The organism is Pseudomonas sp. VMV1 (assembly GCF_056790235.1).
The window spans coordinates 191,668-205,328 of record NZ_JBXGSE010000007.1; the positions used below are offsets into that span (position 1 = coordinate 191,668).

14 protein-coding genes are annotated in these 13,661 nt (G+C 68.0%); 5 read left to right on the plus strand and 9 right to left on the minus strand.

Going from position 1 to position 13,661, the window contains the following annotated elements; genetic code table 11:
- Positions 1-25 precede the first annotated feature (25 nt).
- Positions 26-1,144 (minus strand): Re/Si-specific NAD(P)(+) transhydrogenase subunit alpha, encoded by a 1,119-nt coding sequence (locus tag ACUCV0_RS19960; protein WP_482213479.1) that lies wholly within the window; start codon positions 1,142-1,144, stop codon positions 26-28.
- A 124-nt stretch (positions 1,145-1,268) separates the two neighbouring features.
- A complete protein-coding gene (locus tag ACUCV0_RS19965; protein ID WP_482213480.1) occupies positions 1,269-2,141 on the minus strand; it encodes an alpha/beta hydrolase family protein in 873 nt (290 codons plus the stop codon).
- Between the two features lie 73 nt (positions 2,142-2,214).
- On the opposite strand from ACUCV0_RS19965, the gene ACUCV0_RS19970 reads away from it, so the two are divergent.
- A complete protein-coding gene (locus tag ACUCV0_RS19970; RefSeq protein ID WP_482213481.1) occupies positions 2,215-2,778 on the plus strand; it encodes a TetR/AcrR family transcriptional regulator in 564 nt (187 codons plus the stop codon).
- Positions 2,779-2,838: 60 nt separating this feature from the next.
- Positions 2,839-2,976, plus strand: a complete 138-nt coding sequence (locus ACUCV0_RS19975) for a hypothetical protein (RefSeq protein ID WP_167348568.1) — start codon at positions 2,839-2,841, stop codon at positions 2,974-2,976.
- Positions 2,977-3,779: 803 nt separating this feature from the next.
- Here ACUCV0_RS19975 and ACUCV0_RS19980 read toward each other — a convergent pair.
- The 5 genes from ACUCV0_RS19980 to ACUCV0_RS20000 form a co-directional block, all read right to left on the minus strand.
- Entirely contained in the window at positions 3,780-4,556 is a 777-nt protein-coding gene (locus tag ACUCV0_RS19980) for an L-fucose dehydrogenase (protein ID WP_482213482.1), read from the minus strand.
- Positions 4,553-5,413, minus strand: a complete 861-nt coding sequence (locus ACUCV0_RS19985; protein WP_059316175.1) for an amidohydrolase family protein — start codon at positions 5,411-5,413, stop codon at positions 4,553-4,555. The genes ACUCV0_RS19980 and ACUCV0_RS19985 overlap by 4 nt, the downstream gene beginning before the upstream one ends.
- Positions 5,410-6,702 (minus strand): L-fuconate dehydratase, encoded by a 1,293-nt coding sequence (locus tag ACUCV0_RS19990; protein WP_482213483.1) that lies wholly within the window; start codon positions 6,700-6,702, stop codon positions 5,410-5,412. The genes ACUCV0_RS19985 and ACUCV0_RS19990 overlap by 4 nt, the downstream gene beginning before the upstream one ends.
- Before the next feature lie 105 nt (positions 6,703-6,807).
- Positions 6,808-7,656, minus strand: coding sequence for an ureidoglycolate lyase (locus ACUCV0_RS19995; protein ID WP_231355927.1), 849 nt, complete (start codon positions 7,654-7,656; stop codon positions 6,808-6,810).
- A gap of 43 nt (positions 7,657-7,699) precedes the next feature.
- Positions 7,700-8,440 (minus strand): SDR family oxidoreductase, encoded by a 741-nt coding sequence (locus ACUCV0_RS20000; protein ID WP_017638687.1) that lies wholly within the window; start codon positions 8,438-8,440, stop codon positions 7,700-7,702.
- A gap of 152 nt (positions 8,441-8,592) precedes the next feature.
- On the opposite strand from ACUCV0_RS20000, the gene ACUCV0_RS20005 reads away from it, so the two are divergent.
- A complete protein-coding gene (locus tag ACUCV0_RS20005) occupies positions 8,593-9,357 on the plus strand; it encodes a FadR/GntR family transcriptional regulator (RefSeq protein WP_482213484.1) in 765 nt (254 codons plus the stop codon).
- Between the two features lie 360 nt (positions 9,358-9,717).
- Positions 9,718-10,548, plus strand: a complete 831-nt coding sequence (locus tag ACUCV0_RS20010) for a PhzF family phenazine biosynthesis protein (RefSeq protein ID WP_482213485.1) — start codon at positions 9,718-9,720, stop codon at positions 10,546-10,548.
- Positions 10,549-10,555: 7 nt separating this feature from the next.
- Here ACUCV0_RS20010 and ACUCV0_RS20015 read toward each other — a convergent pair whose 3' ends face one another.
- A complete protein-coding gene (locus ACUCV0_RS20015; RefSeq protein WP_482213486.1) occupies positions 10,556-12,373 on the minus strand; it encodes an alkaline phosphatase family protein in 1,818 nt (605 codons plus the stop codon).
- A gap of 130 nt (positions 12,374-12,503) precedes the next feature.
- On the opposite strand from ACUCV0_RS20015, the gene ACUCV0_RS20020 reads away from it, so the two are divergent.
- Positions 12,504-13,289: an aldolase gene (locus tag ACUCV0_RS20020; RefSeq protein ID WP_482213487.1), complete on the plus strand. Its 786-nt coding sequence runs from the start codon at positions 12,504-12,506 to the stop codon at positions 13,287-13,289.
- Between the two features lie 9 nt (positions 13,290-13,298).
- On the opposite strand, the gene ACUCV0_RS20025 is transcribed toward ACUCV0_RS20020, so the two are convergent.
- Positions 13,299-13,580, minus strand: coding sequence for a hypothetical protein (locus ACUCV0_RS20025; RefSeq protein WP_059316168.1), 282 nt, complete (start codon positions 13,578-13,580; stop codon positions 13,299-13,301).
- Positions 13,581-13,661: the final 81 nt, after the last annotated feature.

Below are 13,661 nucleotides of genomic sequence, written 5' to 3' on the forward strand. Positions count from 1 at the left end.
AAAGGCAGAGGGGCCGGGCTGGGGCTCAGGCGTTCTTGCGGCGCAATTCACCGCCGTGGCACATCAGGCAGGCGGCGACGATGTCGTCCTCCAGGTCGAGGTGGAAGGCCCCGTCCTTGAGCACCAGCTTGAGGAAGTCCAGCAGGTTGCGGGCATAGAGCGCCGAGGCGTCCGCCGGCACCCGGGCGGCCAGGTTGCCGTAGCCCACCAGGGTGACGCCGTGCTTGACCACCACCCGGTCCAGCTCGGTCAGCGGGCAGTTGCCGCCCTGGCTGGCGGCCAGATCGATGACCACGGAGCCGGGCTTCATCTCGGCCACGGTGGCTTCGTGCAGCAGGGTGGGCGCACGACGACCGGGGATCAGCGCGGTGGTGATGACGATGTCGGCCTGTTTGGCGCGCTCGTGCACGGCCTTGGCCTGGCGCTCCATCCAGGTGGCCGGCATGGGCCGGGCATAGCCGCCGACGCCTTCGGCGCACTGGCGCTCCTCTTCGGTCTCGAAGGGCACGTCGACGAACTTGGCGCCGAGGGATTCGATCTGCTCCTTCACCGCCGGACGCACGTCCGAGGCCTCGATCACCGCGCCGAGGCGTTTGGCGGTGGCGATGGCCTGCAGCCCCGCCACCCCGGCGCCGAGGATCAGCACCCGCGCGGCTTTCACCGTGCCGGCAGCGGTCATCAGCATGGGCATGAAGCGCGGATAGTGGTCGGCCGCCAGCATCACCGCCTTGTAGCCGGCGATGTTGGCCTGGGAGGAGAGCACGTCCAGGCTCTGGGCGCGGGAGGTGCGCGGCGCCGCTTCCAGGGCGAAGGCAGTGAGGCCGCGGGCGTTGAGCTGCTCCAGAGTCTCCTGAGAAAAGGGGTTGAGCATGCCGATCAGCACGGCGCCAGGCTTCATCAGCGCCAGCTCTGCCGCATCGGGCGCCGCGACCTTGAGCACCAGGTCGGCGCCCAGGGCCGCGGCGGCATCGCCGAGCTGGGCGCCAATGGCGGCATAGGCCGCGTCGGGCACGCTGGCGCGTTCGCCAGCACCCTGTTGCACCACCACCTGGTGGCCCTGGCCGATCAGTTTCTTGAGGGTTTCGGGGGTCGCGGCCACGCGCGTTTCCCCTGCACCGGATTCCAACGGGACGCCGATCAGCACGGGTGTCACTCCTTGTTATTCGTGCCGCCACAATGGGACCTGGGGCAGCGGAGTGGCTGTCCGGAAACGACGGGTAGCTTTTGGAAAAGCGACAGGCGCACCGCTGGGGCGGCCTGTTTGGGACTCAGCTCAGCTCCGGTGAGCGGGGCAGGGCGGCGAACCAGTCCAGGGCGCGGTCCCACAGGGGCTGGGCGTTGGCGCGGAAGTAACCCATGTGGCCGATGGCGCCGCCGTGCTGGCGAGGGTCGAGGTCTTCGCGCTGCAGGTCGACGTTGCGATAGGCCTGCATGAAGGCATCACGCGAGCGTGGCGTGGCCCAGAGATCGTCCAGGGCGTTGACCGCGACGATGGGCGTGCGCACCTCGGCATAGCCCGCTTCGATGCCCCGCATGGCCGGGTCGTCGAAGAAGTAGTGGGGATAGCTGCACCAGTGCCGCCACTGGCGATAGACGTCGCGCGGCAGGTCTTCGCCCAGGCCCAGGGCGCTCCAGGGGCAGTAGCCCTTCCACCAGGTCAGCACCGGCAGCACCAGCTTCCACATGGCCAGCACCTTGAGGCGTTCGAGCGGCGGCATGTAGCCGTGCCAGCCGGCGCTGGTGCCGAAGACATAGAAGCCGGCGACCTTGGCGTGGTTGGGCAGGAGGCCGAAGGCGTGACCGCCATAGGAGTGGCCGACCAGGTAGAGCGGGACGTCGCCCTGGGCCATGGTGTCCACGGCGGCGGCGAGGTCCTGGCGCGCCCAGTCCAGCAGGTCCATGCGAAAGCCCTTGAGCGAGGCGGGTGCCGAGCGGCCGACGCCGCGATAGTCCAGGGTCAAGGTCTCGAATCCGCGGGCCGCGGCGTGTTGGGCGAAGCGCCGGTAGAAGCCCTGAGGCACGGCGGTGGCGCCGGCGACGATCAGCCGTCCCTGCAACGTGCCCTCGGCGGGAAAGCGACTGGTGCTGAGGCGATAACCGTCCGCGGTGATCAAGTCCTCGACGAGGGCGTCGCTGGGCATGGGGTGGTCCCTATGACAGTTGTTATAATGCCTGGACGGTAGATTATGACGACTGTCATAGCAAGGAGAATGGATGACCGAGCAGTCGACGGTGCGGGAACGGGTGGTGGTAGCCGCGTCGGCCATGCTGGCGCAGCACGGCCTCAATGCCACCAGCATTCGCGAGACCATCAAGCGCGCCGAGGCGCCGCTGGGGTCCACCTATCATCACTTTCCCGGCGGCAAGCACCAGCTGGTGGTGGAGGCGGTGGAGCTGGCCGGTGCCCAGGTCAGTCGTGATCTGGAGCGGCAGCTGCAGGCCGGGGCGCTGGCGGGGATTCAGGGCTTTTTGCAGCTGTGGCGCAACATCCTGCTGGACTCGGACTTTCGCGTCGGCTGCCCGGTGATGGCGGTGGCGGTGGAAGAGCCGGTGGACGAGATCGCCCAGCGCGAGCTGGACGCGGCGGCGGGCATCTATCGTCGCTGGGAGGCGCGCTTGCAGGTGGCGTTGGTCGAGCATGGGCATTCGGCCGAGGCGGCGACGGGGCTGGCCACTCTGCTGGTGGCGGCGGTGCAGGGGGTGATTCCGCTGTGTCGCGCCCAGCGCAGCATCGAACCCTTCGACCGGGTCGCCGAACGTCTGGTGGCGCTGGTCTAGCGGGAACGCCGCAGGGGCTGGCGGACTCCACCGAAGGCACTTCTTTTATTGGAGTACCTCATGAATCCCGAACCCGCGGACGACAAGCAGACCCCCCACGACTACGACGAATACGGCGACGTGCCGGATTCGGCGAACACCACCACCACCGAAGAGCGCGAGGACCAGGACGACAGCCCCTTGAGTCCCAAGCGGTAGCGGATTCGGTGTTTAGCGCGTGGACAAGGCTGCGCCGTTGTCCACCCTACGAGGCGCCACGATGGCGGATCCTTGTTGGGCTTCGCTGCGCTCAGCGCCAACCTACGTCGAGCCTGGCGTAGGGTGGAAAACCGCATGGCGTTTTCCACGCGTTGCTGTGCTCGGCTAACGCCAAACCTAAAGGCTATCCATTGAACCGCCCCCTCTCCCTCTGGGAGAGGGTTGGGGTGAGGGCGGCCGCCCTCCGTTGGGCTTCGTTGCGCTTAGCGCCAACCTACGTTTAGTCTGGCGTAGGGTGGAAAACCGCAGGGCGTTTTCTACGCATCGCTGCGCTCGGCTAGCGCCAAACCTAAACACAATCCACTAAACCGCCCCCTCTCCCTCTGGGAGAGGGTTGGGGTGAGGGCGGCCGCCCTCCGTTGGGCTTCGTTGCACTCAGCGCCAACCTACGTCGAGCTGGCGTAGGGTGGAAAACCGCAGGGCGTTTTCCACGCATCACTGCGCTCGGCTAGCGCCAAACCTAAAGGCTATCCACTGAACCGCCCCCTCTCCCTCTGGGAGAGGGCTGGGGTGAGGGTGCCTGCCTCCTGTTGGGCTTCGCTGCGCTCAGCGCCAACCTACGTTTAGTCTGGCGTAGGGTGGAAAACCGCAGGGCGTTTTCCACGCATCGCTGCGCTCGGCTAGCGCCAAACCTAAACACGATCCACGGAACCGCCCCCTCTCCCTCTGGGAGAGGGTTGGGGTGAGGGCGCCCGTGTCTTGTTGGGCTTCGCTGCGCTCAGCGCCAACCTACCTCCACGTCTTCACGTCAGCGCCCGGTCCAGATGCAGGTAGCCGCCGTCGACGCTCAGCCACTGGCCGGTGGTGTGACTGGATCGTGACGAGAGCAGGAAGGCCACGGTATCGGCGATTTCTTCCGGGGTGGTCATGCGCCGGCCAAGGGGGATGCGCGCAGTGATGGCGGCGAGCTTGGCCGTCGGATCGGGGAAGCCCTGCAGCCAGCGCTCATAGAGCGGCGTCATCACCTCGGCGGGGATCACCGCGTTGACGCGGATGCCGTCGTCCAGCAGCGAGGCGGCCCATTCGCGGGTCAGGGCCAGCACGCCGCCCTTGGCCGCGGTGTAGCCGCTGGTGTCGCCCTGCCCGGAGAGGGCGGTCTTGGACGCGATATTGACGATGGCGCCGGTACTGGCGCGCAACGCCGGCAGGCAGAGGTGCGCCAAGTGGTAGTAGTGCACCAGGTTGCGTTCCAGGGAGGCAACGAAGGCGGCACGACCGGCAGCCAGGCTCACGCCATCGTTCACCCCGGCGTTGTTGACCAGTCCATCGATACGGCCGTAGGCCTCCTGCACGGCGGCCACGGTCCGCTCGCAGGCGGCTTCGTCGCACAGCTCCACGGTGAAGGCCCGGGCCTTTGGCTGCTCTTTGGCCAGGCGTGCGGCAAAGTCGGCCGCCAGCGGTTCGCGGGCGAGGATCACCGGGATGGCGCCCTCGGCGGCCAGGGCCAGGGAGATGGCGGCGCCGATGCCGGAGCCACCGCCGGTGACCAGGATCGCCTTGTCGGTCAGCTGCAGGTTCATGCCACGGCCTCCCGCGGCTGGGTGCCCAGGCCATAGAGGCGGGCTGCGTTGCCGCCAAAGACCGCCGCGCGCTCATTGGCCGTGAGGTCCATCAGGGCCTGTTCGGCCAGGTCGACCACCTCGGCGTAGCTGGCGGCCAGGGTGCAGACCGGCCAATCGGAGCCGAACAGCAGCCGCTCCGGCCCGAAGGCCTCCAGGGCGATGCGCGCATAGGGCAGCAACTGCTCTGCCTGCCAGCCGTGCCAGTCGGCCTCGGTGACCAGTCCGGAGAGCTTGCAATGGACGTGGGGCAGCCGGGCCAGGGGTGCCAGCAGCCGGGCGTAGTCGGCGGGGGCGACCCGTCCCGGCGGCTTGCCCAGGTGGTCCAGTACCAGCACGCCGTGGTCGTGACGCGCAGCGAAGGCGGTGGCGGCGGGCAGCGTCTCGGCATGGATCAGCAATTCGTAGAGATAGCCATGGCGCTGCAGGGTGGCGACGCCCTGGTTGGCGGCGACATCGGCCAGCCAGGCGCCGGGATCGGCCTCGTCCTGCACCGGATGGCGAAAGCCGCGCAGGTGGCGACTGCCCTGGCGGCGCTCCAGGCGCGCCACCAGGTCGGCGGCGCGCAGATCGGTCCAGCCGACCACCGCCTGTACCCAGGGCGTCTGGGCGGCGAGGTCGAGCAGAAAATCCGTCTCCTCTTCCTGGGTGCGCGCCTGGACGGCGACGCAGCCGTCGAAGCCGGCGCGCTGCAGGTGCGGCTGCAGATCGGCCGGCAGGTGGTCGCGTTGCAGCCCTGGCATGCGCCCGTCGATCCAGCCGAATTCGGCCGGGCGGTAGCGCCAGAAATGCTGGTGGGCATCCAGGCGCAGGCTCATGACGGCTGCTCCGCGGCGTGGCGATAACGCGCGCGGGAGGCCGCCTTGATGGCGATGGAGAAACCTGGCGCCTGGGGTGTTAGGTAGGCCGCGCCGCGCACCCGGCAAGGGTCCTCGAAGTGTTCGTGGAGGTGGTCGACGTATTCCACCACCCGGCCCTCGTGGGTGCCGGCGATGCACAGGTAGTCGATCATCGCCAGGTGCTGCACGTATTCGCACAGGCCCACGCCGCCGGCATGGGGGCAGACCGGCAGGTCGTACTTGGCGGCCATCAGCTGCACCGCCAGCACCTCGTTGAGGCCGCCCAGGCGGCAGGCGTCGAGCTGCACCACGTCCAGGCCGCCGCGCATGATGAATTGCTTGAAGAGGATGCGGTTCTGGCACATCTCGCCTGTGGCCACCTTGACCGGCGCTACCGCCTCGCGGATGGCGCGATGGCCTTCCACGTCATCGGGGCTGGTGGGCTCCTCGATGAACCAGGGCTTGGCGAAGGCCAGTTCGCGCACCCAGTCGATGGCCTCGCCGACTTCCCATACCTGGTTGGCGTCGATCATCAGCTGGCGCTCGGGGCCGATCACCTCGCGGGCGATGCGCACCCGGCGGATGTCGTCGGCGAGGTCGCGACCGACCTTGAGCTTGATGTGGGAGAAGCCGGCGTCGATGGCCTCCTGGCAGAGGCGGCGCAGCTTGTCGTCGGGATAGCCGAGCCAGCCGGCCGAGGTGGTGTAGCAGGGATAGCCCTCGGCTTCGAGGCGTTGCAGCCGCTCGGCCTTGCCCTCGGCGCGCTGGCGCAGCAGGGCCAGGGCCTCTTCTGGGGTGATGCAGTCGGTGAGATAGCGGAAGTCGATGCAGCGCACCAGCTCCTCGGGACTCATGTCCGCCACCAGGCGCCAAACCGGCTTGCTCACGGCGCGCGCCCAGAGGTCCCAGGCGGCGTTGACCACCGCGCCGGTGGCCAGGTGGATGGCGCCCTTGTCCGGGCCGATCCAGCGCAGCTGGCTGTCACCCGTGATGTGCCGCCAGAAACGCCCTGGGTCTTCCTGGATCCATTCCAGGGTCAGGCCGCGCACCCGTGGTTCCAGGGCACGCAGGGCGGCGCAGCAGATCTCGTTGCCGCGGCCGATGGTGAAGGTGAGGCCGTGGCCTTCCAGACCCGGCTGGTCGGTCTGCAGGATGACGTAGGCGGCGGAGTAGTCCGGATCCGGGTTCATGGCATCGGAGCCATCCAGCGCCTGGCTGGTGGGAAAACGGATGTCTTCGATCTGCAGGCCGGTAATTGTTATTGGCATGGCGCTGTCCTCGAGGGTTTTCGCGGGATGAGCGAACCCGGCCCCGTGCGCGCTCGATGAAAGCGGGCACGGGGGGTTGCTGGAAAAAGGGTGGAGGGGAGGTGCTTAGTCTGCGGCGACGGTGCGCTGGTGCTGCTCGCCCAGGCCCTGGATGCCCAGGCGCATTTCCTGGCCGGGCTTGAGGTACACCGACTGCGGCTTGACGCCCATACCCACGCCCGGCGGGGTGCCGGTGGAGATGACGTCACCCGGCTGCAGGCTCATGCAGCGGCTCAGGTAGGCGATGATCTGGGCCACCGTGAAGATCATGGTGCGGGTGTTGCCGTTCTGGTAGCGGTGGCCGTCCACCTCCAGCCAGAGGTCGAGGTTCTGCGGGTCGGCCACTTCGTCGGCGGTGACCAGCCAGGGGCCGAGCGGGCCAAAGGTGTCGAAGCCCTTGCCCTTGTCCCAGGTACCACCGCGCTCGATCTGCCACTCGCGCTCGGAGACGTCGTTGACCACGCAATAGCCGGCCACGTGGTCCAGGGCATTGGCCTCGTCTATGTAGCGTCCGGCCTTGCCGATCACCACGCCCAGCTCCACCTCCCAGTCGGTCTTGGTCGAGTCGCGGGGAATCTGCACGGCGTCGTTGGGGCCGCAGATGGCGCTGGTCCACTTGTTGAACACCACCGGCTCCTTGGGCACGTCCAGCCCGGATTCGGCGGCGTGATCGGCGTAGTTGAGGCCGATGCAGATGAACTTGCCGACCCGACCGACGCAGGGGCCCAGCCGCGGTGAGCCGTCCACCAGCGGCAGACTGTTCGGGTCCAGCTGGCGCAAGCGGGCCAGGGAATCGGCGCCGAGCACCTCGCCGGCAAGATCGGCCACCTGGCCGGAGAGGTCGCGAAGCCGGCCCTGGGCATCCAGCAGACCGGGTTTTTCCTGGCCCTGGGGGCCGTAGCGCAAGAGTTTCATCGGAGCTCCTATGAGGGGAAAAGGGTGCGGACGAAAAGCGGCGTCAGACGCTCCAGCCACCATCGATCACCTGGGCGGTCCCGGTGACGAAGGCGGCGGCGTCGGACGCAAGATACAGGGCGAGGGCGGCGATCTCTTCCGGGCGGCCCACGCGACCCATCGGCTGGCGGGCGGCGAAGGCGGCCTGCACCTCGGCTTCGCTGCGGCCTTCACGGGCGGCCTGGTCGGCGATGCGCTGGTGCAGCGAAGGGGAATCCACGGTGCCGGGGCAGATGGCGTTGCAGCGGATGCCCTGGCCGACATAGTCGGCAGCCACCGACTTGGTCAGGCCGATCACCGCCGCCTTGCTGGCGCCATAGGCGCAGCGATTGGCCACGCCCTTGAGGCTGGAGGCGATCGAAGCCATGTTGATGATGCAGCCGCCGCCCTGGGCCAGCATGCCGGGCAGCACGGCGCGGATCATCCGGTACATGGCGGTGGCATTGAGTTCGAAGGAGAAGCGCCAGGCCTCTTCGTCGCAATCGAGGATGCTGCCGGCATGGACGTAGCCGGCGCAGTTGAACAAGACGTCGAAGCTGCCCAGCTCGGCGACCAGGGCCGAGACGGCCGCGGCATCGGTGACGTCGAGCACCCGGGTCTGCAGCCCATCCAGGCTGTCCAGGGCGGCGGCATTGATGTCGGTGGCGATGACCTCGGCACCGGCGCGATGGAAGGCGAGGGCGGTGGCCCGACCGATCCCCTGGCCGGCGGCGGTGACCAGAACGCGTTTGCCTGCATGACTCATGCGAGAGACCTCTTGGCTGTTTATTGTTGTGAGTCGCCTGACCGCCAGCGGTCAATGGTCAGGCCATTGGTCCTATTGTTTAGACCCTGCTAGGCTCTCAGGCAAGGATTTTTTCGCGGCAAACTGCGCGACCTGCATGAGACGAGACCGCCATGCCCCTTCAGGTAATTGAAAAACCACGGCTTTACCGGCAGATCGCCGACCAGTTGCGCGCCCTTATCGACGGCGGCGAATACCCGCCGGGCAGTTGCCTGCCCGCCGAGCGCGAACTGGCCAAGCAGTTGGGTGTGAGTCGGGCCTCGGTGCGCGAAGCCCTGATCGCTCTTGAGGTGATCGGCCTGGTGGATGTGCGCGTCGGCGACGGCGTACGGGTCTGCGCGCCCAGTGCTCCGCCACCACCGGATACCCCGGTGCTGGAGCTGGCCGGGCGTGGTCAGTGGGCGGAGATGGATCCGGAACTTAGCCTGGCGCTGGATCTGGACGCCGAGATCCCGCCCTTCGCCCTGTTGCAGGCGCGCTGCCTGGTGGAACCGGAAGCTGCCGCCCTGGCCGCCCGGCACGCCAGCGACAGTGATCTGGCCGGTATCCGCGCCGCCTATGTTCGCAACGTCGAGGACAATCGCCTGGGCTCCACTACCCATCCGGGTGACCGGCTGTTCCATATCCGCATCGCCCAGGCCAGCGGCAACCCGGCCTATGCCCTGTTGCTGCGCCATCTGCTCGGCCATCGCTACGGCAGCATGTTCCAGCTCCTGCAGCGCCGCTACACCCCGGAAGACATGCCCGACCGCTCCCAGCAGGAGCACCTCGCCATCCTCGAAGCCCTGGAAGCCCACGACCCCGACGCCGCCCGCCAGGCCATGGCCGAGCACCTGGATGCGGTGACCCGGATCTTCGCGCGGCCGGCGGCGGAGTGAGGGGGCGGACGTGCCTCGGCTTTTCCCCCTCTTCCTCTGGGAGAGGGATTGGGTGAGGGTGTCGTGCCCGCGTTGGGCTTCGCTGCGCTCAGCGCCAACCTACGGGTGACCGGTGATTCGTTCGCGGCGCCGCCCTGCGCTCGGAACCGCCCCCTCTCCCTTGGGGAGAGGGCTGGGGTGAGGGCAAGCCCCGCGTCGATGACGTAGGACGACACCGTAGAGTGGAAAACCGCGCAGCGTTTTCCACGCGAATCCCACGCGCAACACCCTTCTGTACGGCCCCTTAGCCACCTGGCTGTGGCTGTTCCTAGCGCCTGCCGACCGCGGACAATCGGCTCTTTGCCCCAGGAGTCCGCCGCCATGTCCCTCGTTTTTCATCAGGTCGATGTCTTCGCCCAGCGCCCCCTGGAGGGCAATGCCCTGGCAGTGGTCTGCGGTGCCGATCAGCTTTCCACCGAACAGATGGCCGCCCTGGCGCGCTGGACCAATCTGTCGGAGACCACCTTTCTCCTCGAACCCACCGATCCGGCCGCCGACTACCGGGTGCGCATCTTCACCCCGGTCCGCGAGCTGCCCTTCGCGGGCCATCCGACCCTGGGCAGCTGCCATGTCTGGTTGCGCGAGGGCGGCCAGCCGCGCGGCGGCGAGGTGATCCAGGAATGCGGCGCGGGCCTAGTGCCGATCCGCGCTGCCGGCGAGGAGCTGGCCTTTGCCGCGCCACCGCTGCTGCGGGGCGGGCCGGTGGCGCCCGAGGTGCTGGCGTGCATCGCCCGTGGCACGGGTCTTTCGCTTGAGCGCTTCCAGGCCAGCCAATGGGCCGACAATGGCCCCGGCTGGGTCGCCGTGCTGTTGGAAAGTCGCGAGGAGCTGCTGGCGATCAGACCGGACTACACGGCGCTGGAGGGTCTCAATGTCGGCCTGATCGCACCCTGGACGGGCAGCGCTGCCGAGGCGCAGTTCGAGGTACGTGCCCTGATGGGCGAGGAGTTCGCCGAAGACCCGGTCACCGGCAGCCTCAACGCCAGCCTGGCGCAGTGGCTGATCCCGGCGGGCCTGGCCCCGGAGCGCTACCTGGCCAGCCAGGGCACGGCCATGGGCCGCCGCGGCCGGGTGCGGGTAGCACGCATCGCCGACCGCATCTGGGTGGGTGGCGCGGTGCAGGACTGCATCTGCGGCACCCTTACCCTCTAGCTGCGGATCAAAGCCCGACCGAGCGTCCCTTGAAGCCGGCGGCATCGAAGTAGCGGGTGCTGCCGACATTCTGGGTCTTGAGTTCGGTGACCAGCCCGCCCGCTGCCGATGCGGAGCGCTGCACCTGGTGGCTGGCCTTGACCGGCTTGCCGCTCTCCAGGCTCTCGCCGATCACCCGGCCGACCAATTGCCCCTTGGCCGGGATCTCCAGGTGCAGCAGGTGGGCCAGGGTCTGGCCGACGTCGGCGTTGCTGACCGGGCTCAGGTCGACGAAGCCCTTGCGGAAGTCCGGACCGATGGCCGCCATGAAGTTGTGGGTATCGCCCCGGCTGAAGCTGCCGTGCATGCCCTGGCCCTGCTGCAGGCCGGTATCGGCTACCTCCACGGCGCAGACGTCGGGTTTGCCGCAACCGCTGTCATAGGAGCGGAAGTTGACCACGATAGCCGGGTATGGGGTGAGCGCCGAGCCCTTGAGGTTGATCGCCGACAGCGGCAGGGTGCCGGGGATCTTGCCCAGGTCGTCGTCGACGAACAGGCCGCTGACATAGTCCTGCTTGAGCAGTGCCGCGACCACCTTGGGCGCCAGGGCCTTGGCATCGCCCTGGGGCAGATAGACCAGGTCCGAGCCGCCGTTGGCCGCCACCACCACCTCCGGCTTGGCCGGATCGGGACCGATCAGGCCGTTGGCCTTGCTCGGGTGCTGGCCCTTGTCCATCTCTACCGCGGCGCCCTTGGCGTCCGGGTCGAGCAGCGGCAATTCCAGCGCGGTGGCGAGATCCAGGGCGAGGAAGCCGGGCGGCAACAGCCCCTTGGGTACGTCGGGGTAGCTGGCTTTGGCCGCCGGGCTGGTCTTGCTCTCCTTGGAGATGGTGGAGAAGCCGTGGTCGGCACTGACGAAGATGTCGGTATTGCCATCCAGGCCCAGCTCTTTCAGGCGGGCGCGCAGGGCGCCGAGGTTGGCGTCGACGTTGCGGATGGCGGCCAGGCTGGTGGGGCCGTTGATGCCCGGAGTGACCTTGCCCAGGCTGTCGCCCTGGTTATGCTGGGTGCCGTCGGGATCGCGCGACCAGAACACCAGCACGAAGGGCTTGCCGCTTTCCTTGAAGCGCGGCAGCAGCACCTGGTTGGTGACGTCGAGGAAGTAGCGCTGCTGCTCGACGTTGGCGCTCAGGGTGCCCGGCGTGGTGGCGTTGCCGGCCTTGCCATTGGCGCCCCGGCTCGGGGCTTCCAGCGGCAGGCCGGCCTGTTTCAGGGCGTCCTGCATGGCAGCGCTCAGGGGGATGCCGGTGGGGTGGCCGGTGGAATCGTCGACGATCACCGTCTTTTCCCCATCGCGGGCGGTCACGTCCTGGATGGCGACGGGGCCGAGCTTGCCGACGGCAGCGGTGGACAGCCCGGCCTGGCGCGCAGCGGCCAGCAGGGTTTCCTCGTCTAGGTAGTTGCCGGCGAAGTGCTCGTCGACATCGCCCAGCACCTCGTCGTTTTCCAGGAAGGGCGTGACGCTGTTGCTGGCACCCGGAACCGGGAAGCCGGTGTAGATCGTGTTACCGAAATCCCCGGTGTCGCCCAGGTAGTGCCCGGTGGCCATGGCCGAAGCGTTGGGGGTGGTGAAGGTGGGAAAGAGCGAATGGCTGTTCTGGAAGTTCACCCCTTCGCGTCGCAGTTGCGCCAGGTTCGGCGCGGTCTGCGCATCGACGATGCCCGCCCGCAGGCCATCGGGGATGAAGAGGATGACGTTGCGCGCCGGTTCGGCGGCCATGACCGCCGAGCTGGCAAGGAGGGCGAGGCTGCAGGCACGGGCGAGAAGGGTGGGGATGAACGCCATGAAAGGATCTCAGCAGGAAAGGAGGCCACTAGATGTAACAAGGTATTGCTGCAATTTGATGATGACAGCGGGGTGACAACCCTCGGCATCCTTTGTGCAGTGCCTAGGCTCCCCGTTCAAGGAGCCGCCCATGGCCCACGCCTTCGAACCTGCCGCCTCCATCGCGACCAGCCCTCGCACCCTCGATACCCCAACCATCCGCCAGGCCCGCCTCGATCTTGCCGCCTGCTTCCGCATGGCCGCGCGCCTCGGGCTGGGCGAGGGGATCTGCAACCACTTCTCCTTCGTGGTGCCGGGTCACGACGATCTCTTTCTGGTCAATCCCTATGGCCTGGCCTTTGCCGAGGTGACGGCCTCTTCCCTGCTGATCTGCGACTTCGACGGTGGCGTGGTCATGGGCGAGGGCGCACCCGAGGCCACCGCCTTCCACATCCACGCTCAGCTGCACCGGCTCAATCCCCAGGCGCGGGCGGCCTTCCATACCCATATGCCCCATGCCACGGCGCTCTGCCTGCTGGAAGGCGAGCCTTTCGTCTGGGCCGGCCAGACCGCGCTGAAATTCTATGATCGCCTGAGCGTGGACGAGGACTACAACGGTCTGGCGCTGGACGCTGCCGAAGGCGAGCGCATCGCCCGGGCGGCCGGCGAGGCGGCGGTGGTGATGCTGAAGAATCATGGGCCGCTGGTGCTGGGGCCGAGCATCGCCGAAGCCTGGGACGATCTCTACTACCTAGAGCGCGCCGCCGAGGTGCAGCTCAAGGCCATGGCCAGCGGCCGGCCGCTCAAACCGGTAGACCCGGTGATCGCCCACGCCGCCTGCCAGCAGATGCTGCAGGGCAATGCCGACAGCGCGCGGCTGCATCTGGAGAGCGTGAAGCGTCAGTTGCTGCGGCTGGAGCCGGACTATCAGGACTGAAGCAGGCGCTCACCCGCCGTGCGTGCGGCGCTGCTGCCTGGGCAGCTGCTGAGGAAGGGCGCGTTCCAGGGTGTCGACCACTACCTTGGGCAGTTGGGCATCGACGGCGTCGACCAGGCGCGCCCGCAGCTGGCGCTTGATGGCGCGACTCGTGTCGAGCTGGCCGTGATGATCCAGGGCCAGGAACCCTTGGCGGAGGATATCGAGGGACAGCGAAGCGGTTTCCGCACCCAGGGGGCAGACATCGAAGGCGAGCGACGGAGCGATAACGGACGGCATCCTGGTGATCATGGCGTGTCCCTCCTGGACAGGAGCCCCATCATGCCGGGCCCTCATGGCCCACCGCAGGGGTAACACCTCGACTCGTGGACT